The organism is Streptomyces sp. NPDC045967 (genome assembly GCF_056430495.1).
In genome coordinates this window covers 21386-47053 of the sequence record NZ_JBWKLE010000011.1, presented here as the reverse complement: position 1 = coordinate 47053, position 25668 = coordinate 21386, and the positions used below count along the sequence as shown (strand labels likewise).

Annotated in this window: 18 protein-coding genes; 7 read left to right on the top strand and 11 right to left on the bottom strand. The window is 73.6% G+C overall.

The window, feature by feature from the left end; all coding sequences use genetic code 11:
* Positions 1-116 precede the first annotated feature (116 nt).
* The gene (locus tag AC07FY_RS21300; RefSeq protein WP_479008434.1) at positions 117-2228 is read left to right on the top strand and encodes a helix-turn-helix domain-containing protein; all 2112 of its coding nucleotides are present in this window, start codon (positions 117-119) and stop codon (positions 2226-2228) included.
* 146 nt (positions 2229-2374) lie between these two features.
* Here AC07FY_RS21300 and sucD read toward each other — a convergent pair whose 3' ends face one another.
* The 5 genes from sucD to AC07FY_RS21275 form a co-directional block, all read right to left on the bottom strand.
* Positions 2375-3265 carry a succinate--CoA ligase subunit alpha gene (gene sucD / locus AC07FY_RS21295; RefSeq protein WP_030710487.1) on the bottom strand — a complete coding sequence of 297 codons (891 nt, stop codon included), beginning with the start codon at positions 3263-3265 and terminating at the stop codon, positions 2375-2377.
* 21 nt (positions 3266-3286) lie between these two features.
* Complete coding sequence (gene sucC / locus AC07FY_RS21290; protein WP_479008432.1) at positions 3287-4465, bottom strand: ADP-forming succinate--CoA ligase subunit beta; 1179 nt, start codon at positions 4463-4465, stop codon at positions 3287-3289.
* Positions 4466-4744: 279 nt separating this feature from the next.
* A complete protein-coding gene (locus AC07FY_RS21285; protein WP_479008430.1) occupies positions 4745-5908 on the bottom strand; it encodes a vWA domain-containing protein in 1164 nt (387 codons plus the stop codon).
* A gap of 159 nt (positions 5909-6067) precedes the next feature.
* Positions 6068-8362, bottom strand: coding sequence for a DUF5682 family protein (locus AC07FY_RS21280; RefSeq protein WP_479008428.1), 2295 nt, complete (start codon positions 8360-8362; stop codon positions 6068-6070).
* The gene (locus AC07FY_RS21275; protein ID WP_479008426.1) at positions 8359-9465 is read right to left on the bottom strand and encodes an ATP-binding protein; all 1107 of its coding nucleotides are present in this window, start codon (positions 9463-9465) and stop codon (positions 8359-8361) included. Before AC07FY_RS21275 ends, AC07FY_RS21280 begins: the two co-directional genes overlap by 4 nt.
* 135 nt (positions 9466-9600) lie before the next feature.
* Here AC07FY_RS21275 and AC07FY_RS21270 point away from each other — a divergent pair, with 135 nt between their 5' ends.
* Together AC07FY_RS21270 and AC07FY_RS21265 are read left to right on the top strand one after the other, a co-directional pair.
* On the top strand, positions 9601-10944 hold the full coding sequence (locus AC07FY_RS21270) for an SWIM zinc finger family protein (protein WP_479008424.1): 1344 nt from the start codon (positions 9601-9603) through the stop codon (positions 10942-10944).
* Positions 10945-11244: 300 nt separating this feature from the next.
* Positions 11245-12936, top strand: coding sequence for a DUF5691 domain-containing protein (locus AC07FY_RS21265; protein WP_479008422.1), 1692 nt, complete (start codon positions 11245-11247; stop codon positions 12934-12936).
* Positions 12937-14318: 1382 nt separating this feature from the next.
* Here AC07FY_RS21265 and AC07FY_RS21260 read toward each other — a convergent pair.
* Entirely contained in the window at positions 14319-14720 is a 402-nt protein-coding gene (locus AC07FY_RS21260) for a cobalamin B12-binding domain-containing protein (protein ID WP_479008420.1), read from the bottom strand.
* A gap of 185 nt (positions 14721-14905) precedes the next feature.
* On the opposite strand from AC07FY_RS21260, the gene AC07FY_RS21255 reads away from it, so the two are divergent.
* A complete protein-coding gene (locus AC07FY_RS21255; protein WP_479008418.1) occupies positions 14906-15688 on the top strand; it encodes an esterase/lipase family protein in 783 nt (260 codons plus the stop codon).
* Positions 15689-15910: 222 nt separating this feature from the next.
* Positions 15911-17461: a M23 family metallopeptidase gene (locus AC07FY_RS21250; RefSeq protein WP_479008416.1), complete on the top strand. Its 1551-nt coding sequence runs from the start codon at positions 15911-15913 to the stop codon at positions 17459-17461.
* A 162-nt stretch (positions 17462-17623) separates the two neighbouring features.
* On the opposite strand, the gene pcrA is transcribed toward AC07FY_RS21250, so the two are convergent.
* Both pcrA and AC07FY_RS21240 read right to left on the bottom strand, forming a co-directional pair.
* Complete coding sequence (pcrA, locus tag AC07FY_RS21245) at positions 17624-20149, bottom strand: DNA helicase PcrA (protein ID WP_479008414.1); 2526 nt, start codon at positions 20147-20149, stop codon at positions 17624-17626.
* A gap of 12 nt (positions 20150-20161) precedes the next feature.
* Positions 20162-20503, bottom strand: coding sequence for an ArsR/SmtB family transcription factor (locus AC07FY_RS21240; RefSeq protein WP_479008412.1), 342 nt, complete (start codon positions 20501-20503; stop codon positions 20162-20164).
* A 290-nt stretch (positions 20504-20793) separates the two neighbouring features.
* Between AC07FY_RS21240 and AC07FY_RS21235 the strand changes: the two genes are divergently transcribed.
* Together AC07FY_RS21235 and AC07FY_RS21230 are read left to right on the top strand one after the other, a co-directional pair.
* Positions 20794-21147, top strand: a complete 354-nt coding sequence (locus AC07FY_RS21235) for a hypothetical protein (RefSeq protein WP_479008410.1) — start codon at positions 20794-20796, stop codon at positions 21145-21147.
* A 130-nt stretch (positions 21148-21277) separates the two neighbouring features.
* Positions 21278-22318 (top strand): C40 family peptidase, encoded by a 1041-nt coding sequence (locus AC07FY_RS21230; RefSeq protein ID WP_479008408.1) that lies wholly within the window; start codon positions 21278-21280, stop codon positions 22316-22318.
* 31 nt (positions 22319-22349) lie between these two features.
* Here the strand turns inward: AC07FY_RS21230 and AC07FY_RS21225 are convergent, their stop codons facing one another.
* The 3 genes from AC07FY_RS21225 to AC07FY_RS21215 form a co-directional block, all read right to left on the bottom strand.
* Positions 22350-23453 carry an alpha/beta hydrolase gene (locus AC07FY_RS21225; protein WP_479008406.1) on the bottom strand — a complete coding sequence of 368 codons (1104 nt, stop codon included), beginning with the start codon at positions 23451-23453 and terminating at the stop codon, positions 22350-22352.
* A 99-nt stretch (positions 23454-23552) separates the two neighbouring features.
* Positions 23553-24245, bottom strand: a complete 693-nt coding sequence (locus AC07FY_RS21220) for a LuxR C-terminal-related transcriptional regulator (RefSeq protein WP_479008404.1) — start codon at positions 24243-24245, stop codon at positions 23553-23555.
* Complete coding sequence (locus AC07FY_RS21215) at positions 24242-25537, bottom strand: ATP-binding protein (RefSeq protein ID WP_479008402.1); 1296 nt, start codon at positions 25535-25537, stop codon at positions 24242-24244. Before AC07FY_RS21215 ends, AC07FY_RS21220 begins: the two co-directional genes overlap by 4 nt.
* Between the last annotated feature and the right edge of the window lie 131 nt (positions 25538-25668).

The window sequence follows — 25668 nt, the reverse complement described above, 5'->3', positions numbered from 1 at the left end:
GCCATGGTGCCAACGACACGCGCTATGAGCGGGTAACAGGCGAATGCCCGTGGTGTCGCTCAATATACGCTTATGTACTTTTTCGCCCAGGGCTGCCGGGTCGCGGGGAGTGTGGCATGACACAACGCGTCGAGGGCCTGCCCGCCCCGAAAGAGCGCCGAAGACTGCGCGTCGCCGCTGAGCTGACGGTCGAACAGGTCGCGTCGGCCGTGGGCGTCACCCCGAGTACGGTCCGCTCCTGGGAATCGGGCCGCACCCACCCCCGCGGCCGCAAACACGATCTGTACGCGACCTTCCTGGCGGGCCTCGCCCCCCGTCCGGCCGCACCGGATCCCGCAGCCGGTACGGCGCCCGCGCACGCCTCACCCGGCCCGACCCGCCGAACGGACGCAACCCCCTCCAAGAAGACCCCGACGACCCCGGCGACCGGGGCCGTCCCCGCCACGCCTGCCCCGGCGGCTCCCGGGGCCGATCCGGCGACGCCGGCCACCCGCACCACCCCGGCGGCCACGGCCCACCCGGCCGGCCCCGGCCTCCCGGCCGAGCGGACCACTTCGCCGACGCCGGCCCCACGGCCCAGCCCGCTCACCCCCGCCCGGCACGCCGACCCGACCACCGAGGCCCACCAGGGCCCCGCGCCGAGCTCGCCCACAACCGGCCAGGCTCCGCGGACCACCTCGTCGACCCCGGCCGCACACGCCGACCGCATCACCCGGGCCCACCAGGGAACCTCACCAACGGCCGCCACCCGAACCAGTTCGGCCACCCCCGCCACGCAGCCCCCCTCGGCACCCTCGGGCACCCCGGGCGCACCACCCAGCCCCGCCACCCCTACCACGCAGGCCGTATCAGCATCCCCGGTCACCCCGGCGACCCCGGCGAACACAACCGGCCCTGCTGACCGGGCGCCCTCCGCCACCCAAGTCACCCCTGCCACCCCTGCCACCCTTGCCACGCGGACGCCACCGGCGACGCCAGTCACCCCGGGGCCCCCCGTCGTCCCCGCGAACACGGCCGACCCTGCGCGCCCGGCGCCCTCGGCCAGCCAAGCCACCGCTGCCACACCCGCCACCTCGGCCAAGCCGGCCACCCCGGCGAACCCCGCCGCCCCGACCACTCCGGCCACCCGATCCACCCCACCGGCAGCCACCGCCCCGACCCCGAAGGCAGCGGCCGCGCCGACGCCCACCTCCGGCGACACCCCGGTCGGCCCCGGCGCAACCGGCACCCCGGCCGGCCCCGCCACGCCACCCGAGCCAGAAGCGGAAGCCGCAGCCGCAGCCGCAGCCGCCGTAACCGCCCACCAGGCCGAAGCGGAAGCCCAAGCCGCCGAGTCCGCACCCGGAACCGAGCCGGCGGCAGCCGCGGCGCCCGAGCCCCCGGCCGACCCCACCCCCGAGCCCACCGCAGGGACACGGCAGCCGGCCGATGCCTTCGACGCCCTGTACGCACGGGCCGCCCACGACCTCGCCCGCCAGACCTACCTGCTCACCGGCCGTCGCCGCCTCGCCCTGGAGGCGGTGGATCGGGCGTTCCGCCAGGCATGGGCCCAGTGGCCGGAGGTGGCCGCCGACCCGGACCCGGTGGGCTGGGTGCGCGCGGCCGCGTACGAGTACGCCCTCTCCCCCTGGCACCGCTTCCGGCGCGCCCACCGCCACCCGGACAAGCCTCCGGTCGAGCCCGTCGACCGGAGCCTTCTCGACGCGATGCTCGCCCTGCCGACGATCCACCGCCGGACGGTCCTGCTCTACGACGGCGTCGGCCTGGACCTCCCCGACACCGCCGCCGAGACGGAGGCCAGCACCCCTGCCACCGGGAACCGCCTCCTCCACGCGCACGCCGACCTCGCCGACCGGATCCCCGAGCTCGCCGACGTACCGCCCGAGAAGCAGTCCGCGCTGCTGCGCGACCTGTTCGACTCGCTGCGGCCCGCGGTGGAGCTCGAGCCGCGCCCGGCCGCCGCCGTACGCGGTCACGGCGAGCGCCGCACCCGGCAGTGGACCCGCGCGACCCTCAGCCTCACCGCGGTGATCGCCGCCGCGACCGCCTACACGGCCGCGACGGCGCCCACGCACTACGAGCCCCCGCGGGCGCCCGGCGAGAGCGTCACCGGCGTGCCCCCGCTCAGCGGACCCCCGCAACTCACCGAGCAGAGCAGGCTGCTCCACGACAAGCTGCACGCCGACCCGGCCGCGGGGCCGGCGCGGATCAGCCCGGCGATCGGATGAGCGCCTGACGGTCGACGACACGGAAGCCGACAGCACGGAAAAAGGGCGTGGCCCGCGCCCCCGAGGGGATGCGGGCCACGCCCTTGCACGCCTACCGCCTATCCGTGCGTCCGCGTCGGCGGACGACCGGATACACCGGTACGCGCCTACTGGGCGGCGTTCAGGATCTCGCGCGCCAGCTTGGCCGTCTCGGTCGGCGTCTTGCCGACCTTGACGCCCGCGGCCTCGAGGGCCTCCTTCTTGGCCTGCGCGGTGCCGGAGGAGCCGGAGACGATGGCGCCGGCGTGGCCCATGGTCTTGCCCTCGGGGGCGGTGAAGCCCGCGACGTAGCCGACGACCGGCTTGGTGACGTTCTTGGCGATGAAGTCCGCCGCACGCTCCTCGGCGTCGCCGCCGATCTCACCGATCATGACGATCAGCTCGGTCTCCGGGTCGGCCTCGAAGGCCTCCAGCGCGTCGATGTGCGTGGTGCCGATGACCGGGTCGCCACCGATGCCGACGGCGGAGGTGAAGCCGATGTCGCGGAGCTCGTACATCATCTGGTAGGTCAGCGTGCCGGACTTGGACACGAGACCGATCTTGCCGGGCTTGGTGATGTCGCCCGGGATGATGCCGGCGTTGGACTGGCCGGGGGTGATCAGACCCGGGCAGTTCGGGCCGATGATCCGCGTCTTGTTGCCCTTGGCGGTCGCGTACGCCCAGAAGGCGGCGGAGTCGTGCACCGCGATGCCCTCGGTGATGACGACGGCCAGCGGGATCTCGGCGTCGATGGCCTCGACGACGGCGGCCTTGGCGAAGGCCGGCGGGACGAAGAGGACGGAGACGTTGGCGCCCGTCTTCTCCATCGCCTCGGCGACGGAGCCGAAGACCGGGACCTCGGTGCCGTCGAAGTCGACGGTGGTGCCGGCCTTGCGCGGGTTCACGCCGCCGACGATGTTGGTGCCGTCAGCCAGCATCAGCTTGGTGTGCTTCATGCCCGTGGCACCGGTCATGCCCTGGACGATGACCTTGCTGTCCTTGTTGAGGAAGATAGCCATGTGAGTCTGTGACCTCTGCCCTTACTTCGCAGCCGCGAGCTCGGCGGCCTTGTCGGCCGCGCCGTCCATGGTGTCCACGCGCTGGACCAGCGGGTGGTTGGCGTCCGAAAGGATCTTGCGACCCAGCTCGGCGTTGTTGCCGTCGAGACGGACGACGAGCGGCTTGGTGACCGCCTCGCCCTTGTCCTCGAGCAGCTGCAGCGCCTGGACGATGCCGTTGGCGACCTCGTCGCAGGCGGTGATGCCGCCGAAGACGTTGACGAAGACGGACTTGACGTCCGGGTCGCCGAGGATGATCTCGAGACCGTTGGCCATGACGGCGGCGGAGGCGCCACCGCCGATGTCCAGGAAGTTGGCGGGCTTGACGCCGCCGTGGTTCTCGCCGGCGTAGGCGACGACGTCGAGGGTGCTCATGACGAGACCCGCGCCGTTGCCGATGATGCCGACCTCACCGTCGAGCTTGACGTAGTTGAGGTTCTTCGCCTTGGCGGCGGCCTCGAGCGGGTTCGCGGCGGCGTGGTCCACGAACTCCTCGTGGCCCGGCTGGCGGAACTCGGCGTTCTCGTCGAGCGAGACCTTGCCGTCGAGCGCGATGACGTCGCCGGAGGCGACCTTCGCGAGCGGGTTGACCTCGACCAGGAGGGCGTCCTCGGCGATGAAGGTGTCCCACAGGGTCACGAGGACCTCGGCGACCTTCTCGGCGACCTCGGCCGGGAACTTCGCCAGGGCCACGATCTCGCGGGCCTTGTCGATGGTCACGCCCTCGTTGGCGTTCACCGGGACCTTGGCGAGCTTCTCCGGGGTCTCCTCGGCGACCTGCTCGATGTCCATGCCGCCGGCGACCGACGCCATGGCGAGGAACGTGCGGTTGGTCCGGTCGAGGAGGTACGAGACGTAGTACTCCTCGAGGATCTCGGGGGCCGTCTCGGCGATCATCACCTTGTGGACCGTGTGGCCCTTGATGTCCATGCCGAGGATGTCCGTCGCCCGGGCGACTGCCTCGTCCGGGGTGGCGGCCAGCTTCACGCCGCCGGCCTTGCCGCGGCCGCCGACCTTCACCTGCGCCTTGACGACCGACTTGCCGCCCAGCCGCTCGGTGGCCTCGCGAGCCGCCTCAGGCGTGTCGATGACTTCACCGGCCAGCACCGGTACACCGTGCTTGGCGAAGAGGTCCCTCGCCTGGTACTCGAACAGGTCCACGCGCGTCCGTCCCTTGTCTTTTCAAAGATTCGCAGTGATTCGCGGTTGTCTGCTATCTGCGTGGGCGTGCCGCGGAGGGCAACGTGACGGCGCTGTCACAAGGAAGGCGCACACGGTGACCGTGGACGCGGCATGTCCGTCCCGCAGGTTATCCCCGTGGGCCGTAGGTCCCTAAATCACAGATCACACCTGAGCGGTGATACCTGTCACAGATCGCCTCATGGTTGAGCTGGAACTTCGTGCGATCGGCCCATTCCCCGCCGGGCTTCCGGGCCCCTTTCAGGGCACGGGCAGGGGCCGCTTCTCGAGCGCCGCGGCCATCACCTCCGGGAACAGGTCGGGGGTGCAGGCGAAGGCGGGCGCGCCCAGCGACGCGAGGGCGGCGGCGTGCTCGCGGTCGTAGGCCGGGGCGCCCTCGTCGGACAGGGCCAGGAGGGTGACGAACTCGACCCCGGACGCCTTCATCGCCGCGACCCGCCCGAGCATCTCGGCGCGTATGCCGCCCTCGTGAAGATCGCTGATCAGGACGACGACGGTGTCGGCGGGCCGGGTGATCCTGGACTGGCAGTAGGCGAGCGCCCGGTTGATGTCGGTGCCACCGCCGAGCTGGGTGCCGAAGAGGACGTCGACCGGGTCGTCGAGCTGGTCGGTGAGGTCGACGACGGCGGTGTCGAAGACGACGAGCCGGGTGGCGAGCGCGCGCACGGAGGCGAGGACGGCACCGAAGACGGAGGCGTAGACGACCGAGGCCGCCATCGAACCCGACTGGTCGATGCAGAGGATCACCTCCTTCTTCACCGATTGCGCCGCCCGGCCGTATCCGATCAGCCGTTCGGGGACGACCGTGCGGTATTCGGGCAGGTAGTTCTTCAAGTTGGCCCGGATCGTGCGGTTCCAGTCGATGTCCTGGTGGCGGGGGCGGCTGGTGCGCGCCGAGCGGTCCAGGGCGCCGGTGAGCGTGGCCCGGGTGCGGTTCGCCAGCCGCTTCTCCACCTGCTCGACCACCTTGCGGACCACGGCGCGGGCCGTCTCCTTGGTGGTGTCGGGCATCGCCTTGTTCAAGGAGAGCAAGGTGCCGACGAGGTGCACGTCGGGCTCGACAGCCTCCAGCATCTCCGGCTCCAGCAACAGCGCGGACAGGCCCAGCCGCTCGATGGCGTCGCGCTGCATGACCTGGACCACCGGGCTGGGGAAGTAGGTTCGGATGTCCCCGAGCCAGCGCGCCACGTTCGGCGCGGACCCGCCGAGCCCGCCCGACCGCGCCCCCGAACCCCTGCGCGGGCCGCCCGCACGACCCCCTCCGTACAGCGCGTCCAGGGCGGCATCCATCGCCGCGTCCCGCCCGGCCGGGACGTGGCCCGTACCGTCGGCCTCTCCCCCGCCGAGCACCATGCGCCACCGCCGCAGCCGCTCCCCGCCGGTGTCGTTCTCCGTACCGCTCATCTTCCGTCCCCCTGTCCGCGATCCGAGCCCCGGCCACCGATCCCTGCCGCCGGCCACCCCTCCCTGCTCACTGCCCACCTCCGACTGCCGCCTGCTCTCCCTTCCGCCCCGGTGGGGCACCCCTCACTGCCCTGGCCCGTACCTCCGGGCCCCGCCCGCTCAGGCCGCCTGCGATCCCCCGCACGGCGGCCCGGCCAGGAGCATGCGGACGAGGTCCACCACCGCGTCCGCCCGGGCCGGGTCCAGCTGCGGCGCGAAGCCCTCGGGGGCCGTGCCCGCGCCGGGGCGCGGACCTTGACCGCCCGGGCCCCGCCGGACCAGCTCGCCCAGGGTCCGCCTCACGCCCGGCTCGTACGCGCCGAACGTGCGCCGCAGCAACGGCAGCACGTCGGTGAACGCCCGCTCGGGCACCCCCGTCAGCCAGTTGTCGATCAGGCCCAGCAGCCGCTCGTCGTGGACCAGCAAGGTCCCGCCGCCCGAACCGCCGCCCGCGAAGCCCTCGATCCAGCCCGCCGCGTCGGCCGGGTCCGCCGCCGGTGACAGCGCGAGTCCCATCAGCCGGGCCGTCTCCCCGGCCGGCAGCCGTCCGTCGTCGAGCAGCAGCCGGGCCGCGCAGCCGCGTATCAGCCCCGGCACGGACTCCCGGCCGGCCAGTGACCGCAGCACCGCCGACCAGCGCTCGCGCAGCCCCTCCTGCGCGTCCGCCAGCAGCCCGACCGCCCCGTGCACCCCGTCCACGTGGCCGCGCAGCTCTGCCGCCGCCCCGGCGTCCAGACCGGCCGAGCAGGCGGACGGCAGCGCCACGCATATCCGCTCGGCGAGCCCGGCCGCCACCGTGCCGAGCGCCTCCGCGTCGGTACCGCGGACGTCCCCGTACCGCAGGGAACGGGCGAGCGCGGGCAGGGCCTTGGCGAGCCGTGCCACATCGGTGTCCAGCGCGGCCCGGTCCGCGAGTGCCCGCAGGACGGCGGGCAGCGCCTCGGACAGCCCGGCGAGCAGGCACCGCTCGGCCAGCGCGGTGACCTCGCCCAACTCCCCGGCCCCGGCCGCGGCCGCCTCCGCCTTGGCGGTGGCCGCCGCGAGGACGGTCGTGCCCCAGATCCCGGCCTCCGCGACCCGCACCGACAACTCCGGTTCCCAGCGGAGCCGCCAGGTCTCCCGGAAGGTGCCGGTGCTGCCCCGCGAGGCGGTCGGTATGCCCCAGTCGATGCCGAGCAGCCGCAACCGGTGCAGCAGCAGTGACTTGGCGGCGTCGGTGTCCTTGCGCAGGTCGAGCTCCAGCTCGCGCTCCTGCGCCTCGGGCTTGAGCCGCAGCGAGCGCTGCCTCCGCGTGAGGTCGCGCTGGAGCGGTACGACGGGCGCCGTGTCCGGGACCTCCCCCAGCACGTCCCCGACGACGAGCCGGTCCTCGATCAGCGCGAGCGGAACATCGGATCCGTCGCACATCACCGCCCGGACCGCCTCCAGGGTCTCGGTCAGTCCGGGCAGCGGTCTTCCGCGCATCGCGGCCAGCGTCTCGGCCAGCCGGACCGCCTCGATGACGTGCGCCGGGGAGACCTGCCGGTCCTCTTCCCGGAGCAGCCCGGCGACCTTGGTCAACCACCGCTCGACGGGCCGGTCCCGGGCCGCGAAGAGGTGGGCGTACCAGCCGGGCGAGGTGATGCCGGCGCCGTATCCGCCGGCCCGGGCCAGCCTGCGGTGGGTCCACGGCACCCAGGTCGTCTCCACCTTCACCTTGGGCAGACCGGTGAGCAGCGCCTTGTCGGCGGCCGCGGTGGTCTTCGCCCCCAGCGCCGGGACGTGCCAGGCCCCGCACACCACGGCGTACGCCTCGCCGAACTCCCTGCGGGCGGCCCGCATCCGCTGGCGCATGTACGCCTCGCGCACGGGGTCGCGGGGGTGGCCGCCATCGCCGTACGCCTCGCGCAGGGCGCCCATGGCCTCACCGAGCGCCTCGAACGCGGCCAGCGGGTCCGGCACGGTCCCGGTGCCCCGGTGCTCGACCACGTCCTCCCACCAGCGCTCCGGGTCGTCATACCCGGCGGTCTGCGCGAGCGCCGCGAGGGGGTCCACCCGGACATCATCGGACTGCGCGCCGCCGGTCCCCTCCCGGCCCTCCCGCTCCCCGTCCTCCGGGCGGGCCAGCGTGTGGGCGGCCGGCAGGTCGATGAACCGCACGGGCACGGCCGCCTCCTGGGCCCAGCGGATCGCGATCCACTCCGGGGAGAAGTCGGCCATCGGCCAGAACGCGGCCCGGCCCGGATCGTCCGCGGCGTGCGCGAGCAGCGCCACGGGGGGCCGCATACCGGGATCGGCGGCGAGCGCGAGCAGCGCATCCCCCTCGGGCGGTCCCTCGATGAGCACGGCCGGCGGCCGGGCCGCGTCCAGGGCGGCGCGCACGGCGCGGGCCGAGCCGGGCCCGTGGTGCCGAACGCCCAGCAGCAGCGGGCTCATTGCGTCACCTCCCGGCAGGCCCGGTAGAAGTCCTTCCAGCCGTCCCGCTCGCGGATCACGGCCTCCAGGTACTCCTGCCAGACCACCTTGTCGGCGGCCGGGTCGCGGACGACGGCCCCGAGGATGCCCGCGGCCACGTCGGAGGGGCGCAGGACGCCGTCCCCGAAGTGGGCGGCCAGGGCCAGGCCACCGGTGACGACGGAGATGGCCTCGGCGGTGGACAGGGTGCCGCTGGGCGACTTCACCTTCGTCCGGCCGTCGTCGGTGACGCCGGCGCGCAGCTCGCGGAAGACGGTGACGACGCGCCGGATCTCCTCCAGGCCCTCGGGCACGGCCGGCAGATCGAGGGCGCGGCCCATCTGGTCGACGCGGCGGGCGACGATGTCGACCTCGGCGTCGGCGGTGGCGGGCAGGGGCAGGACGACGGTGTTGAAGCGGCGGCGCAGCGCGCTGGAGAGCTCGTTGACCCCGCGGTCGCGGTCGTTGGCGGTGGCGATGAGGTTGAAGCCGCCCACGGCCTGCACCTCTTCGCCGAGCTCCGGTATCGGGAGGGTCTTCTCGGACAGCACGGTGATGAGCGTGTCCTGCACGTCGGCGGGGATGCGGGTCAGCTCCTCGACGCGGGCGGTCATGCCGTCGGCCATGGCCCGCATGACGGGGCTGGGGACGAGTGCTTCCCGGCTGGGGCCGTGGGCGAGGAGCCGGGCGTAGTTCCAGCCGTACCGGATGGCTTCCTCCGGCGTGCCGGCGGTGCCCTGGACGAGGAGGGTGGAGTCTCCGCTGACGGCGGCGGCGAGGTGTTCGGAGACCCAGGTCTTGGCGGTGCCGGGGACGCCGAGGAGGAGCAGGGCCCGGTCGGTGGCCAGCGTGGTGACGGCGACTTCGACGATGCGGCGCGGCCCGATGTACTTGGGCGTGATCACCGTGCCGTCCGCGAGCGTGCCCCCGAGCAGGTAGGTGGCCACGGCCCACGGGGAGAGCTTCCAGCGGGCCGGGCGGGGTCGGTCGTCCGCGGTGGCCAAGGCTTTCAGTTCGTGTGCGAAGGCGTCTTCGGCATGCGGTCGCAGCGCCTGCGCCCGGCGGTCGTTCCCCGTCGTCGTCATGGTCCCCCTCCAAGGCTCCGCAGCCGCTTCCGACTGCTGTTGACCACGGTGCACCATGCCACTGACAACGACCCTTGAGGACAGCGTTGTTGCTGGTCAGAGCGATTGTCAGTGAGGGTCCGTACGGTGGTTCACATGACTCAGCAGGGGGTCCGCTGGACGGCGGAACAGGTACTGGCTCTGGCTCCTGACGATGCCTCACGCACGGCGGGCGGCAGACTCGGCGGGGCGGGGCCGTGGTCACAGATCGGAGGTTCCGCTTCCGGTTCTGTCTGGGGGTTGTGCAAGGGCAGCGGCAGCAAGCCCTACCGCACGGTCGTGGACCTGGCGGGACCGGCGTACGACTGCTCCTGTCCGAGCCGCAAGTTCCCGTGCAAGCACGCACTGGGCCTGCTGCTGCTCTGGTCCGCGGAGGGGGTGGGCGAAGCGGGGGAAGCACCGGAATGGGCCGCGCGGTGGCTGGCGGAGCGCGCGGCGAAGGCCGGGCGGCAGCCCGCCCCGGCGGGCCGACCGGCGGACGAGGAGGGGGCGCGGCGGCGGGCCGAGCGGCGGGCGGCGCGGATCGGCGCGGGCGTCACCGAGCTGGAGCAGCGGTTGGCGGACCTGCTGCGCGGCGGCCTCGCCGGGCAGGAGCAGGCGGGTTACGCGGGGTGGGAGGAGACGGCCGCCCGGATGGTCGACGCGCAAGCTCCCGGACTGGCGGGGCGGGTGCGGGAGTTGGGCACGATACCCAGTTGCGGCCCCGGCTGGCCCGCCAGGATGCTGGAGGAGGCGGCGCTGCTGCACCTGCTGGACCGGGCCTGGCTGGGTGTGTCGGCCCTGCCCGCAGAGCTGGCCGCGACCGTCCGCAGCCGAGTGGGACTGCCGGCCTCCGGGGAGGGGGAGGCCGTACGGGACCGCTGGCTGGTGCTGGCCCAGTACGACTCGGTGTCCGCGGACGGCCGGCTCACCACCCGCCGGATATGGCTGCGCGGGCTGGCGAGCGGACGGCCGGCCCTGGTGCTGGACTTCGGACCGCCCGGGCGGCCGCCGGGTCTGGCCCTGCCGGTCGGGCTGGTACTGGAGGCGGACGTCCGCTTCCGGCCCGGCTCCGCGGGGCTGCGGGCAGATCTCGGGAACAGCCCCTCGGCAGCCGTGCCCTGCGCGGCGGTACCGGCGGGGGTGGGCACGGGCGCCGCTCTGGAGGCGTACGGGGCGGCGCTGCGGGAGGACCCGTGGCTGGAGTCCTGGCCGGTGGTGCTTGGTCCGGTCATCCCCATACCGGGCGAGCTCGGCTGGCAGCTGGCGGACGCGGAGGGTGACTCCGCCCTGCCGGTGCCCGTCACGGGGGCGGGCAGCCGTCCGCGCGGCGGCCTGTGGCAGCTGGCCGCGTTGTCGGGCGGGCGCCCGGTGACGGTGTTCGGGGAATGCGGCCACCGCGGCTTCACCCCGCTGACGGCCTGGCAGCCGGATGCGCCGGAGGCGGTGCCGCTGGCCTGACCGGGCGGGGGCGTCGCGGAGCAGCGCAGGACAACGGAAATCGGTAGGGGCCTGGGGACACCTGTGCCGTCTGGAAGGGGCGGCGCGGGCGAGGAAGGACGCGGCGGCGCGGGGGCGCCGTCGTGGGGCGACGAGAGGCCGGGGGGCTTGCATGGACGACAACCACGCCAGCTGAGCGCGGTGCGGCAGGGGCGCAACTCGCGAACGGGGCAACCGCATGACCGACAGACCAATCGACCCATGGACGAATTGACCAACTGGCCGGCTGACCGATTGACCGGCTGACCGACTGACCGACTGATGGAACGGGGCATCGACTGCTCCGGTCCCGCGGAGGGGGCGGGACCGGAGCGCGGCAGTGACGACGGACGAGAGTCGAGGGACGAGAGTCGAGGGAGGGGTCCAGTGGCAAGGGGCAGGAGCGACGAGGAGTACGGGGAGTGGGAGGAGCTGGTCGGGGCGGCACTGCTGGGCACCGACCGGCGCCGGGGCGGGGGCCCGGCCGGTTCGCCGGAGGCCCTGCTGGACGCGGCGGCCGCGCACACCGTGCGGCGCCGGGCCGGGCTGCGGCCGGCCCGAGCGGAGACGCGCCCGGATCCGGCGCCGCACGACCCGCGTCCGGCGCCGCCGGCCGCGGCCCGGCAGCGGCTCGCGCAGCTGCTGGCCGGCCGGACGGGGGCGGGCACCGGCGGGCGGCGCGGCGGCGCCCCGGATCTGACCGAACTGCTGCCGCAGTGGCTGGCGGCGGCGGGCCGGCACGGCTACCGGGCACCGGCGGCGCTCGTCCCCGCGCTGCTGGACGCGGCGCGGGCCCGTACGGACCTGCGGGCGCAGGCGTTGGCCCTGGCCGGGGCACGGGGGCTGTGGCTGGCGAAGCTGAACCCGGACTGGCGGTTCGCCCTGCGCGGGGGGACCGGCGGAGCCGGGGAACTGCCGGAGATGACCGACCGGGCCGGGGTGGACCGGCTCTGGCAGGAGGGGCTGTTCGCGGAGCGGGTGGCGCTGCTGGGCGCCGTAAGGGCCCACGACCCGGCGGCCGCGACCAGGCTGCTGGCGACGACCTGGAGCACCGAGCGGGCCGAGGACCGGCTGATGTTCCTCGATTCGCTGCGGGTCGGGTTGTCGCAGGGCGACGAGCCGTTCCTGGAGGCGGCCCTCGGCGACCGCAGCCGCAACGTCCGCGCGACTGCCGCCGAGCTGCTGTCGGCACTGCCGGGATCGGCGCTGGCGGGGCGGATGGCGGAGCGCGCCCTGGCTTGTGTGGGCCCGGAGGGGGTTGATCCGCCGGCGGAGTGTGATGCGGGGATGCTGCGGGACGGGGTGGTCAGGAACCCGCCGGCCGGCCGGGGGGAACGGGCATGGTGGCTGGGGCAGTTGGTGGAGGCGGCGCCGCTGTCCTGCTGGTCCGAGCGGTTCGGGGGGCTGAGCCCGGCGCAGATCGTGGCGCTGCCGGTGGCCGAGGGTGAGTCCTGGCGGGAGGAGCTGCACGCGGCGTGGTGCCGGGCGGCGGTGCGTCAGCGCGACGCGCGGTGGTCGCGGGCGTTGCTGGGGGAGGCGTCCGCGCCGCCCGCGGCGGGGCCGGGCACGGCGTCGTTCGCGGAGCGCGCCAAGCTCCTGGAGACCCTGCCCGACGGCGAACGGGCGGAGTGGGTCGCCGGGTTCATACGGGCCCACGGCCTCTCGGAGGCGTTCCAGCTGCTCGGGGTGTGCATGGTGCCGTGGGCGGGGGTGCTGGGGCGGGCCGTGGTGGACGCGCTGGACTCGGCCCGTGAGGCGGGCAGTTACCCGTGGAGCTTCAGCGGGGTGATGGGCCTGGCGGAGCGCTGCCTCGATCCTGCGGAGGCCGGTCGGCTGGAGGCGGTGGCCGCCGGGGCGGAGGAGCCGCCCGATGCCACGCCCGGCGCCGCCGCGTACTGGTCGGAAGCCTTCCAACGCCTGACGGCCACCCTCCGCCTCCGCGCCACCATGCTCAGCGAACTCACCCCGCCCTGACCCACCCGGCCCCCCACCGCCCCGCAGGCCCCTGCCGGGCGACCAAACAACCGGGGCTCGCCTCTGACGCCGACCAGGCGGCCCGAAGCGGGCGGGCTCCTGCGCCGCCGCCACTCCGGGCATTCGCGGCCTGCGCCTCACGGGCCGGTGGTCTGGGTGGCATGCGGCGGCCGAGCGGGCGGGCAGATCGAGGGGCTCAGGCCGGGCCTCTGCTCCGACGCTCGCGGCCTGCCGGTCGCCAGGCCGAGGAGCCGAGGAGCCGGCAGGGCTGCGTACTCAGGTGCCGCGTTCCAGGAACGGGCGAGGCCCGGTGCCCCACCCGCCAGGGCCCAACGCCGCCGCGCGGTGCGGGGGGGGCCTCAGGCCAAGCCTGGGCCACCCGACCGACGGGCTCAGGTCACCCCTGGGCCGCCGTCGGTCGGCAGGGCTGCGCGTTCCGGCGTGGGGCCCGGTGGCCCGCAGCGGTAGGGGCTGGGCAGCCGCCGCGCGATTGCAGGCAGGCAGGACGGGGTCAGGCCACGCTTGGGTTATACACGCGGTTGCAGGGGCGGCAGGGGCCGACTCGCGGCGCGCGCCGAGGTGGTGGGCGGGCCCGGTGGCCGCAGCGGAGGATCCGGCGGCCGACGCCGCGCGATGGCAGGCGGGCAAGCCGACGGGGTCAGGCCACGCCCGACCCATGGACGCGCCTTCGGGGGGCGGCAGGGGCCGGGCACGCGCCGGGGCGGTGGGCGGGGCCAGGCGGCCTGCAGCGGCAGGGGGCCGCCGTCGCGCGCTACCGGGCGGTAGGCCCCCGGGGCAGACCCGGCCTGTGCCCCCGGCCGTCGCGGCTTTGATGGCGGGTCCCAGAGCGACGCGGGCAGGCTTGGCCTGTGCCCCGGCCGTTGCGGCTTGCCAGCCGGAAGGCCAGGGGACTGCCGTACCCGGCGTGTCACTGGGGGGCCGGGCCGGGGCTTCGGCTAGTGCCCAGCCGGCCAGGGGCCTGCGGGGCCGGGGTGCCCGAGCGTGTGGCTGGGGGCCGGGTCCGGCTTCGGCTCGTGCCCGGCCGGGCAGGGGCCCGGACGGGCGGGCGCGCCCCAGCGTGTCACTGGCGGGCCGGGGCTTCGGCTCGTGCCCAGCCGACCAGGGGCCTGGAGGGCCGGGGTGCCCCAGCGTGTGGCTGGGGGCCGGGCCCGGCTTCGGCTCGTGCCCGGCCGGCCATGGCCTGGAGGGCCGGGGTGCCCCAGCGTGTGGCTGGGGGCCGGGCCCGGCTTCGGTTCGTGCCCGGCCGGGCAGGGGCCCGGACGGGCGGCGTGCTCCGGCGGCGTGCGGCTGGGGGCCGGCGGGGACAGGGCTCCCGCTCCTGCCCGGCTGGACAGGAACCGGAGCCGGGCACCGCCGGGGGGCTACTGGCGAACGTTTGTGCGGACCCAGTCGACGATGGATGTCGTCGTCGCGCCCGGCGTGAAGATCGCGGCCACGCCCTTGTCCTTGAGGGGGGCGATGTCGTCCTCCGGGATGATGCCGCCGCCGAAGACCTTGATGTCCTGCGCCTCGCGCTCCGCCAGGAGGTCCAGGACGCGCGCGAACAGCGTGTTGTGGGCGCCGGACAGGATCGACAGGCCGATCGCGTCGGCGTCCTCCTGGATGGCGGTGTCCACGATCTGCTCGGGGGTCTGGTGGAGGCCGGTGTAGATGACCTCCATGCCCGCGTCACGCAGCGCCCGCGCGATCACCTTCGCGCCGCGGTCGTGGCCGTCGAGACCCGGCTTGGCCACCACCACACGGATCGGACCGGTCACACCCATCGCACTGCCTCCCGAGTGAACGAACGTTAAGTACAGCATCGCGCACGCCGCCGTTTCGCGGTGGACCGGGAGGGGGAAATCACACGTGGGACGACATTGCGTCACCGTGCCGACAGCCGACGGCACGGTGGCGCCCGACCAGCCGTCCCCTGGCCACGGCCCGCAGGGGTCGAGGGGAGCCGTCCATGGGGCTGTCCATACCGGTGTCGATTCCCGCCTCGGGTGCCGCCCTGAGGGCCGGCGCCCTCGAGCTGGTCGTTCTGGGCGGACACCTCTTCCTGTACCCCACCGGGGTGTGGCAGGAGAAGGCCGCCGCCGACCTGCCCGCGACACGCCCGCCCGTCCTGCTGCTCCACGGGTTCACCGACAACCGCTCCGTCTTCGTCCTGCTGCGCCGCGCGCTCGCGGCGGACGGCCTGCGCCACGTGGAGGCGCACAACTACTCGCCCCTCACCCGCGACCTGCGCGACGCCGCCCGCCTCCTCGCCCGGCGCGTCGAGGAACTGTGCGAGCGCACGGGTCAGGAGCAGGTCGACCTGGTGGGACACAGCCTGGGCGGTCTCGTCGGCCGGTACTACGTGCAGCGGCTCGGCGGCGACGCCCGCGTCCGGACCCTGGTCACCCTCGGCACTCCGCACTCCGGCACCCGGATCGCCCCGTTCCTGGACGCGCACCCGCTCATGCGGCAGATGCGCCCCGGCTCCGACGTACTGAACGAACTGGCCGCGCCGACGCCGGGGTGCGCCACCCGGTGTGTGGCCTTCTGGAGCGAGTTCGACGCCGTGATGACCCCCGTCGGGACGGCCTGCCTGGACCACCCGGACCTCCGCGCGGAGAACGTGCAGGTCACCGGGGTGGGACACCTTGCCCTGGCCGTCCACCCGACCGTCATCGCGGCCATCCGCCGCGTCCTCGACGGTCTCGGACCGGCCCCGGCGGCGGCCCCGGGAACCGCAGCCGTCGCCTAGACGACAACCGGCGCGGAGTCGAACGGATTTCGAACTCAAGGCCAAGGGTGCGTCTTTGCGCGACCGAAAGAGGGCTGAATGCCCGGTTCCGCTGACAACGGAGGTCGCGGAAGATTGTCGTTGCCAGTAACCGCCGGGTACAGTCACGCCACTGCTCTCCTCCGGTGAACCCCTGGTTCCCCGGCCACCCAGGCCCCCGCTGCCGAGGCGAAAGAGAAGTTGGTGAACGACCGCCCCTCGCCGGGCCAGTTCCCGGATTCCGGGTATGACGGCCTTGCCACCACCACTTTCGCTGGTGACTCGACCTACGTTTCCTATGAAACGCAGGGCCAGGGGGTCAACTACGCGGCATACGGCTCTTATGACACCGGCGCGTACGACACCACGGCATGGGTCTCCCAAGACGGCCAGGGTCAGGGCCAGGGCCAGGACGCCTACATGTCCACGATCCCGGCCCAGGGCGGGAGCTGGGGCAGCGACACCGGTGCGTGGAACACGACCGGCACGGATCACTCCGGTTACGCCGACTATCAGCCCGCCGTCTCCTTCGGCTACGACACCTCAGCCGAGCAGACCGGCCACTGGGCGATGCCCGGCTACGGAACCGAGACGGGGGCCTACGACGCCACCGCCTGGAACACGGTCACCGAGGCGCAGAGCCAGCCCCAGACCGAGACCCCGTACGAGTACCAGCCCGCGCAGCAGCAGGAGTACGCGCCGCAGGAGTACACGTACGAGACGGCCACGGCCGTGGCGGACTACGCCGCCTACGACATCCACATCCCGTCCCAGGAGACCGTCGAGACGTATCAGGAGACCGCCGTCTTCGAACCCGTCACCGACGACGCGGCAGACGACGCGGCCGAGGTGCCGACGGTCCACGACCTCCCCACCCAGGCCATGCCCGTCACCGCCCCCGCCGGGGCGCGCGCCGCGCGCCGGACCGCGGCGAAGAACGGCACCGGCACCGGCACCGGCACCAAGGGCGGCGCCAAAGCCGGCGCCAAGACGAGCGGCAGCGGCAGCGGCAGCAGTCGCCGGCGGACCCCGGCGAAGCGTTCCGCCCTGCTGACCGTGGCCGTGCCCTCCGCCTGCGTGATGGGCGTCGCGGGTGTCGCGGCCGCCTCCGTCGGTGGACTGGCCGGCACGGAGAAGACGTCCGAGGACACCACCACGATGGCCGCGCCCGATCCGGCCTCGGTGAAGCCCGTCGCGGCGAACACCAAGCTCGACACCCAACTGGCCGCGCTCAGCGCCGACGCCGGCGACTTCGCGGACCGCGCGAGCCGCACGCAGGAGCGCATCGACCTGCGCCAGCGCCAGGAAGAGGAGAAGAAGAGGAAGGCGGAGGAGGCCGCGGCCAAGGAAGCGGCCCGCCCCAAGTTCGCCGTCCCCGTCGCACAGCACGGCCTCAGTGCCAACTTCGGCCAGTCCGGCGGCATGTGGATGTCCGTGCACACCGGCATCGACTTCCCCGTCGGCTACGGCACCCCGGTCATGGCCGCCACCGACGGCACCGTGCGCACCCAGTACAACAGCGCCTACGGGAACATGGCGATAGTGACCGCGCCCGACGGAACCGAGACCTGGTACTGCCACCTCAGCAGCACCAAGATCCGCGGCGGCAAGGTCAAGGCCGGTGAGGTCATCGCGTACTCCGGCAACTCCGGCAACTCCACCGGCCCGCACCTCCACTTCGAGGTACGGCCCGGCGGCGGCTCGGCGATCGACCCCCTGGCCTGGCTCCGCAGCCACGGCCTGAACCCGACCTAGCCGCCCGCCTCGGGCCGCCCCTCGGCCGCCCGCCTCGGGCCGCCTACCTCGGCGGCCCGCCCCGGGCAGCCGCCTCGGCAGCGAGCCGATGGGCGTGCGCCGGGACCGAAGCCGCGCCGGCCACGGCCCGCCCCGCGCCCGGCCCCACCGCAGCCGGGCGTCCTACAGCTTCTGCACCGGCGCGTAGCGCAGCAGCAGCCGCTTCGGCTTGTCGTCGCCGAAGTCGATGGTCGCCTGCGCGTCCGCGCCCGCTCCCTTGACCTCCATGACCGTCCCGAGTCCGAACTGGTCGTGCGTCACCCGGTCCCCGACCATCAGCGCGATCACCGGCTTGTCGGACGCCCGGCGCGTCGCGAATCCGGACGGTCCGGACTTCGTGCGCGACGAGGACAGGAACGCCTCCGGCGAGGTGCCGAACGAAGTCCTCCCGCCCGCGCCTCCGCCCGAGCCGCGGATCGGGCCCGCCGGCTTCTGGGCCGCACCCGTGCGCTTCCACTGCAGGTACTCCGCCGGGATCTCCTCGAGGAACCGCGACGGCGGATTGTACGAAGGCGTCCCCCAGGCGCTGCGCATCGAGGACCGCGTCAGGTAGAGCCGCTCGCGCGCCCGGGTGATGCCCACGTAGGCGAGGCGGCGCTCCTCCTCCAGCTCCTTCGTCTGGCCCAGCGACCGCATGTGCGGGAAGACCCCGTCCTCCATGCCGGTCAGGAAGACCACCGGGAACTCCAGGCCCTTGGCGGTGTGCAGGGTCATGAGGGTGATGACGCCGGTGCCCTCGGTGTCCTCGTCGGGGATCTGGTCGGAGTCGGCGACGAGCGCGACCTGCTCCAGGAACTCCGCCAGGGTGCCCGATCCGGGGGCCGGCGCTCCGGCCTCGGCGGCCTCGGCCGCCGCGGTCTCCCGCGCCTGCTCGAACTCCAGCGCCACCGCCGCCAGTTCCTGGAGGTTCTCGATCCGCGTCTCGTCCTGCGGGTCGGTCGAGGCCTGGAGTTCGGCCAGGTAGCCCGTACGCTCCAGGACCGCCTCCAGCACCACCGCGGGCCCGGCGCCCGAGTCGACGATGGTGCGCAGTTCCTCCATCAGGACGTTGAAGCGCTTGACCGCGTTCGTGGAGCGCGCGGCCATGCCGAAGGCCTCGTCCACACGCCGCAGCGCCTGCGGGAAGGTGATCTTCTCGCGCATCGCGAGCGCGTCGATCATCGCCTCGGCGCGGTCGCCGATACCGCGCTTGGGCACGTTCAGGATCCGGCGGAGGGGGACGTTGTCCTCGGGGTTGGCGAGGACGCGCAGGTACGCCAGGACGTCGCGGACCTCCTTGCGCTCGTAGAAGCGGACGCCGCCGACGACCTTGTAGGGCAGTCCGACCCGGATGAAGATCTCCTCGAACACACGCGACTGCGCGTTCGTCCGGTAGAAGATCGCGACGTCGCCCGCCTTGGCGGAGCCCGCGTCCGTCAGCCGGTCGATCTCGTCGGCGACGAACTGCGCCTCGTCGTGCTCGGTGTCCGCGACGTAGCCGGTGATGACCGCGCCGGTGCCGGCCTGGGTCCACAGGTTCTTCGCGCGGCGGTTCTCGTTGCGCTCGATGACCGCGTTGGCGGCGGACAGGATCGTCTGCGTGGAGCGGTAGTTCTGCTCCAGCAGGATCGTCGTCGCGTCCTTGTAGTCCTCTTCGAACTGGAGGATGTTGCGGATGGTCGCGCCGCGGAAGGCGTAGATGGACTGGTCGGCGTCACCCACCACGCACAGCTCGGCGGGGGGCAGGTCCGGGTAGCCGGTGCCGACGAGCTCGCGCACGAGGGTGTACTGGGCGTGGTTGGTGTCCTGGTACTCGTCCACCAGCACGTGGCGGAAGCGGCGCCGGTAGTGCTCGGCGACGTCGGGGAACGCCTGGAGCAGGTGGACGGTGGTCATGATGATGTCGTCGAAGTCGAGCGCGTTGGCCTCGCGCAGCCGCCCCTGGTACATCGCGTACGCCTGGGCGAGCGTCTTCTCGAACCCTCCCCCGGAGTCCGTCCCAGCCGCCTGGTCGGCGAAGGCCTCCTCGTCGATCAGCTCGTTCTTCAGGTTCGAGATCTTGGCGTTGAACGCCTTGGGCGGGAACTTCTTCGGGTCCAGGTCCAGGTCGCGGCAGACGAGCGCCATCAGGCGCTTCGAGTCGGCCGCGTCGTAGATCGAGAACGAGGAGGTGAACCCGAGGCGCTTCGACTCGCGGCGCAGGATCCGGACGCACGCGCTGTGGAAGGTGGAGACCCACATGGCGTTGGCGCGCGGGCCGACCAGGCTCTCCACCCGCTCCTTCATCTCCCCGGCGGCCTTGTTGGTGAAGGTGATCGCCAGGATCTGGCCGGGGTGGACCTTGCGCGCGGACAGCAGGTGCCCGATGCGGTGGGTCAGCACGCGGGTCTTCCCGGAACCCGCACCGGCGACGATGAGCAGCGGCGAGCCCGCGTGCACCACGGCCGCCGCCTGCTGCTCGTTCAGCCCGTCCAGGAGCGCCGCCGGGTCGATGACGGGCTTGGGGGCGCCGTCGCGGTAGTACGCGTCCCCGGTCAGGGGTACGTCGAACCGGCCGCCGAAGAGGTCGTCCGCCACCGGCTCCGGGGCGGCGTGTTCCTCGGGCGGCGGCGGGACCTCGTCGGAGGGGGTGAGGTCCGCCAGGAAACTGTCGTCAAAGAGGCTGCTCATCGCATTCCGAGTCTAGGGGGCGGGACCGACAGCCGGTCCCGGGCCCGGAAAATCGCCGACGGCCAGGGCCAGCAGTCCCGGGAAGCGCTGCTCCAGGTCCTCGCGGCGCAGGGTCAGGAAGAGCTTGCGGCCGTCGGGACGCTGGCGGATCACCCCGGCCTCGCGCAGCGTGCGCAGGTGGTGGGTGACGGTGGAGCGCGGGAGTCCGGTGGCCACGGCCCCGCAGAAGACCTCGGCCCCGGCGCCGGCCAGGGTCCGGACGATCTCGAGCCGGGCGGGATGACCGAGGGCCGCCAGCACCTCGACCAGTTCGAGCCGGGTGGCGTCGGGGTGGTGGAGCTCGTCGGCGGCCATGCGCCCACTGTACGCAGAAGTCGTACGGACCGGGACGGATCATACGAAGATCACGTACGGTCGCCGCCGCACCGGAATCCGGGCCGCGCCGGAGTCCGGGCCGCGCCAGAATCCGGGCCGCGCCAGAATCCGGGCCGCGCCGGAATCCGGGCCGCGCCGGAATCCGGGCCGCCCCGACCCCCGGCCGAACCCCCGAGCCCCCGCTCCCCCGCCCGGCACCTCCGCCCCCACCGTTTCCCGCCCGGCACCCGCCCTCCGGACCCCGGCCGGCCGCCCGTACGCTCGTCGCCATGGACGTACTGATCAATGTCTTCGTCGGCCTGCACATCATCGGGATCGCCTCGCTGCTCGGTGGCTTCCTCACCCAGATGAAGGCGATGGGCGCGGGCACCGCCCGCTTCGTGCCCGCCATGCTGCACGGCGCACTCACCATGCTCGTCACCGGCGTGCTGCTGGTCGGCTTCAACGAGATGGACGGCTCGGCGGTCGACAACGTCAAGATCGGCGTGAAGCTGGCGATCCTCTTCGTGATCCTCGCCCTCGTCTACGTCAAGCGGGACGAGGAGCGGGTGGACAAGGCGCTGTTCGGCGCCGTGGGCGGTCTGACCGTGGTCAATATCTTCATCGCCGTCCTCTGGCACTGATCCCCTTCGGTCCCCGTCGGCCAACCCCGGTCGCATCAGGGCACTTGCGATCATCTCGTCATCCGCCCGTTACCTGCGGGTCTAGCGTCCTCCTGCCCGGCACCGGCAAAAGGAAGGACGTGAGGCCCGCGTGGCCAGTCATCGAAAGCCCAGGCAGCGCCCGCTCTCCGGCGGCACCGTACGGACCGCCGCGACCCTCGCCCTCGCGGGCGCTGCCACCGCCACCGCCTTCGAAGGCACCTCCCAGGCCGACCCCCGCGCCACGGCCGCACAGGTCGAGGCGGAGGTCGACCGGCTCTACGAGGAGGCCGAGGCCGCGACCGAGCGGTACAACGGGGCGAAGGAGAAGGCCGACGAGGCCGAGCGCGCGCTGACCGGCCTGCGCGAGGAGACCGCCCGCAGGACCGACCAGCTCAACGCCGCCCGCGGCACGCTCGGTTCGCTCGCCGCCGGCCAGTACCGCACGGGGGCCCTCGGGACCGCCGTGCAGCTCGCCCTGGCGGCCGACCCGCAGGAGTACCTCGCCCAGGCGTCGTTCATCTCCCGCGCCGGAGACCGCAACGCCGCCGGGATCAATTCCGTACGCCGCCACCTCGACGAGGTCGGCAAGCTGCGCGAGCAGGCCGCCGGACGGCTCGCCGACCTGCGCACGCGGCGGGACGAGCTCGCCGGGCACAAGGCCGCGATCGAGGGCAGGCTGGCCACCGCGAAGCGGCTGCTGGCGAAGCTGACCGCCGAGCAGCGGGCGGCGTACGAGGCGCGCTCGGCCGGCGCGGCCCCCGCCGCGCGCCCGCAGTCCGCGCCCCCGCCCCCCTCGGACGGCTCGCGGGCGGCCCGTGCCGTGGCCTTCGCGCACGGGGCGATCGGCAAGCCGTACGTGTGGGGTGCGACGGGCCCGGGTTCCTTCGACTGCTCGGGGCTGACCCAGGCGGCCTGGCGCTCGGCCGGGGTGTCCCTCCCCCGCACCACCTACACCCAGATCAACGCGGGCAGGCGCGTCTCCCGCGATCAGCTGGCCCCCGGCGACCTGGTGTTCTTCTACTCCGGGGTCACGCACGTCGGCCTGTACATCGGCGGCGGCCAGATGATCCACGCCCCGCGCCCCGGGTCGACGGTCCGGGTGGCCCCGATCGACTCGATGCCCTGGGCGGGCGCCTCCCGCCCCGCATAGCCACGCGGCCGCGGCCGCCGCGGCACCGGCCCTACGGCGCCTTGACCGTCCGACTCAGCCAGTCGAAGGTCTGCGGCAGCTGCTTCGACCACGAGTCGAGGTTGTGCCCGCCCGTCACCTTCTCGGCGTGGACCGTGGTGGGGCTCTTCGCGAGGGCCTTGAGGTCCGTGCCCGACAGGTATCCGTCGTGCTCGGCCCCCGACATCCACAGTGACACCGCCGGCGGTGTGGGCGCCGACTGCAGCACGTGCTTCAGGTTGTGCGTGCGGCGCAGTTCCGGATCCTGGGCGACCAGCGAGGAGGGCTCCTGGCCGGGGTCGTTGTAACCGGACAGGGAGACGGCCGCGCTGTAGCGGTCGGGGTGGGCGATCGCCAGCTTGGCGGCGCAGTAGGCCCCGGCCGAGTACCCGGCCACGCCCCAGCTCCGGGCCTCCTCCGAGACCCGGAAGTTGTCGACGACCATCTTGCGGACGTCGACGCTGAACCAGCTGTCGGCGTTGACCTTGCCGGGCAGGTTCGCGCAGCCGGTGTCGGCGTTGCCCAGCAGCATGGCGCGCGGCGAGACCAGGATGAAGGGCTGCACCTTGCCGCTCTTCATGAGCGGCTCCAGCACCTCGTGCGCCTTGAGGCCCTGGAACCAGGACTTGCCCGTGCCCGGAATGCCCGGGATCAGCTCGACCACGGGGAACTTCTTGTCCTTGTACGCCGGGTCGTCGTACTGGGGCGGCAGCCACACCATGACGTCGCCCCTCACCCCCGAGACCTTGCCGTCCAACTCGGTCTTCTGCACGCGTCCGCCGAGGCCCTCGACGGGCTGGAACGCCTGCTTCACCTTCGGGGCGGCCTCGGCCTTCTTCCCGCCGAGCCCGTCGGGACCGAGGTCGGGGGCGGCGGTCACATACGTCCCGGTGCCGAGGAGATCGCCCCAGGAGGCGTAGAAGTTCATGTCCCGGTTGATCCCGACGAACACCAGCGCGATAGCGGTGACCTGCGCGAACACCACCATCAGGGCGCGTGTCGCCACGCGTGCGACGGCGGGGCCGCGCACCTTGCTCCACACGATCAGCGGCAGGACGACGGCGATCACGGTCAGGGCGACCACCGTCGCGAAGAGGGGGGTCCCCGTCAGGCTCATCACGGGGACGTAGAGGGCCCGGCGGGCCACCCCGGTTGCCTGCGCGGCCTGCGGTATGGATCACATCGGGGACGGCAGAGCCCCTGCAGAGCCCCTGCGCTACACCAGTCGGCGGGCCGTCGCCCAGCGGGTCAGCTCGTGCCGGTTCGAGAGCTGGAGCTTGCGCAGGACCGCCGAGACGTGCGACTCCACCGTCTTGACCGAGATGAAGAGCTGCTTGGCGATCTCCTTGTACGCGTAACCGCGCGCGATGAGCCGCAGCACCTCGCGCTCGCGCTGGGTCAGCCGGTCCAGGTCCTCGTCGACGGGCGGTGCGTCCGTGGAGGCGAAGGCGTCGAGCACGAAGCCCGCCAGCCGCGGCGAGAACACCGCGTCCCCCTCCTGCACCCGGAAGATCGATTCCACCAGGTCGGTCCCGGTGATGGTCTTGGTGACGTAGCCGCGCGCGCCGCCGCGGATGACGCCGATGACGTCCTCCGCCGCGTCCGACACCGACAAAGCCAGGAACCGCACCTGGTTCTCGGCCGCCGCCATCAGCGGGGCGCAGCGCCGCAGTACCTCCACCCCGCCGCCCCCGGGCAGGTGCACGTCGAGCAGGACGACCTCCGGCCGGGTCGCGGTGATGACGGTGACGGCCTGGTCCACGTCGGCGGCCTCGCCGACGACCTCGACCCCGGTCCGCGCGGTCTCGCCGATCTCAGCCTGCACGCCGGTGCGGAACATCCGGTGGTCGTCGACGAGCACCACCCGGACCCTCCTGCCGGTCTGGGTCACCGCGTTGTCCTCGGTCATCCTGTGTTCGCCGCCCTCTCCATCTCCAGCTCGACTTCCGTGCCGCCGTCGGGCGCCGACCGCAACCGTGCGGTCCCGCCGTTGCGCTGCATCCGGCCGATGATCGATTCTCGTACGCCCATGCGGTCGTCCGGTACCGCGTCGATGTCGAAGCCCGGCCCCCGGTCCCGTACGGACACGAAGACCGTCTGGCCCTCCACCTCCGCGTAGACCTGGACCGGCCCTCCGTCGCCACCGTACTTGGCGGCGTTGACCATCGCCTCGCGCGCGGCCTGGACCTGCGCCGCCAGCCGCTCGTCGAGGGGGCAGTCGCCGACGACGACGACCTCGATGGGGACGCCGTGGTGGTCCTCCACCTCGGCGGCGGTCTTCTTCACGGCCTCCGCCAGGGTGGCCGCTTCCTCGGCTTCGTCCTTGCCGGTGCCCTCGGGCTTGTACAGCCAGTTCCGCAGCTCCCGCTCCTGGGCCCGCGCGAGGCGGCGCACCTCGCCCGCGTCCTCGGCGCCCCGCTGGATCAGGGTGAGGGTGTGCAGCACCGAGTCGTGCACGTGGGCGGCGACCTCGGCGCGCTCCTGGGCGCGGATGCGCATCAGCCGCTCCTCGGAGAGGTCCTGGGTCATCCGGATCAGCCAGGGGCCGGCGAGCAGCGCGATGCCGACGAGGACGGCGAGGGTGGCGGTGAGCACGTTGCCGAGCTGCGCCGCGGAGCCCCGTACGACGATGAAGACGGTGAGGCCGACGCCGACCAGGGCCACCCCGGCCAGGGCCCGCGCCGCCTGGAGCAGCCGTCCGTGCCGTCCGGCGGCCTCGGTCCAGTGGGCCCGGCGGGCGTTGTCGGCCTGCCGCCACACGAGGACCACCCCGGCCCCGACCAGCAGCGTCGGCCACACGTACCGGCCGGAGGCGCCGCCCACCTGCACCTGGGAGATGAAGATGCCGGCGCCGATGCACAGCGCGATCAGGGCGCTGATCTGCCCTTTGTCGGGTTTGCGCAGGCGGCGGGTGCCGTCGGGCAGCGTGTCGAAGTAGGAGCGGTGCCCGCTGCGGCCCCCGATGCCCAGCGGTACGAAGACCCAGAAGGCGGCGTACAGCAGCACGCCGAGGCCGTCACCCCACATGAACAGGCCGAGGAAGGCCAGCCGCACCCAGATCACCGGCAGCCCGAGGTGCCCGGCGAGCCCGCGTGCGACGCCGCCGAGCATCCGGCCGTCGGCGCTGCGGTAGAGCTTGCGCTGCGGCGCCTCGTCGGTGTCCGGGGCGTGCGGGGTACGGGGAGGGGCGACTGCGGGCATGTCCCCAAGGGTCACACGCGCGCGAGCCCCCCGGCATCAGGGCAGACCCCCGGTTCCCCCCGGGGGATATCAGGGTTGTGCCAGGGTCGCACCCGGTGCCGCGGCCCGCCGCGGCCCGTCACCATGGAGGC

Excerpts from the sequence above, each read along its gene's own strand:
- AC07FY_RS21300 (WP_479008434.1), top strand. The coding sequence starts at position 117 with ATGACACAACGCGTCGAGGGCCTGCCCGCCCCGAAAGAGCGCCGAAGA.
- sucD (WP_030710487.1), bottom strand. The coding sequence starts at position 3,265 with ATGGCTATCTTCCTCAACAAGGACAGCAAGGTCATCGTCCAGGGCATG.
- AC07FY_RS21285 (WP_479008430.1), bottom strand. The coding sequence starts at position 5,908 with ATGAGCGGTACGGAGAACGACACCGGCGGGGAGCGGCTGCGGCGGTGG.
- AC07FY_RS21280 (WP_479008428.1), bottom strand. The coding sequence starts at position 8,362 with ATGAGCCCGCTGCTGCTGGGCGTTCGGCACCACGGGCCCGGCTCGGCC.
- AC07FY_RS21275 (WP_479008426.1), bottom strand. The coding sequence starts at position 9,465 with ATGACGACGACGGGGAACGACCGCCGGGCGCAGGCGCTGCGACCGCAT.
- AC07FY_RS21270 (WP_479008424.1), top strand. The coding sequence starts at position 9,601 with ATGACTCAGCAGGGGGTCCGCTGGACGGCGGAACAGGTACTGGCTCTG.
- AC07FY_RS21265 (WP_479008422.1), top strand. The coding sequence starts at position 11,245 with ATGGAACGGGGCATCGACTGCTCCGGTCCCGCGGAGGGGGCGGGACCG.
- AC07FY_RS21260 (WP_479008420.1), bottom strand. The coding sequence starts at position 14,720 with ATGGGTGTGACCGGTCCGATCCGTGTGGTGGTGGCCAAGCCGGGTCTC.
- AC07FY_RS21255 (WP_479008418.1), top strand. The coding sequence starts at position 14,906 with ATGGGGCTGTCCATACCGGTGTCGATTCCCGCCTCGGGTGCCGCCCTG.
- pcrA (WP_479008414.1), bottom strand. The coding sequence starts at position 20,149 with ATGAGCAGCCTCTTTGACGACAGTTTCCTGGCGGACCTCACCCCCTCC.
- AC07FY_RS21240 (WP_479008412.1), bottom strand. The coding sequence starts at position 20,503 with ATGGCCGCCGACGAGCTCCACCACCCCGACGCCACCCGGCTCGAACTG.
- AC07FY_RS21235 (WP_479008410.1), top strand. The coding sequence starts at position 20,794 with ATGGACGTACTGATCAATGTCTTCGTCGGCCTGCACATCATCGGGATC.
- AC07FY_RS21225 (WP_479008406.1), bottom strand. The coding sequence starts at position 23,453 with ATGAGCCTGACGGGGACCCCCCTCTTCGCGACGGTGGTCGCCCTGACC.
- AC07FY_RS21220 (WP_479008404.1), bottom strand. The coding sequence starts at position 24,245 with ATGACCGAGGACAACGCGGTGACCCAGACCGGCAGGAGGGTCCGGGTG.
- AC07FY_RS21215 (WP_479008402.1), bottom strand. The coding sequence starts at position 25,537 with ATGCCCGCAGTCGCCCCTCCCCGTACCCCGCACGCCCCGGACACCGAC.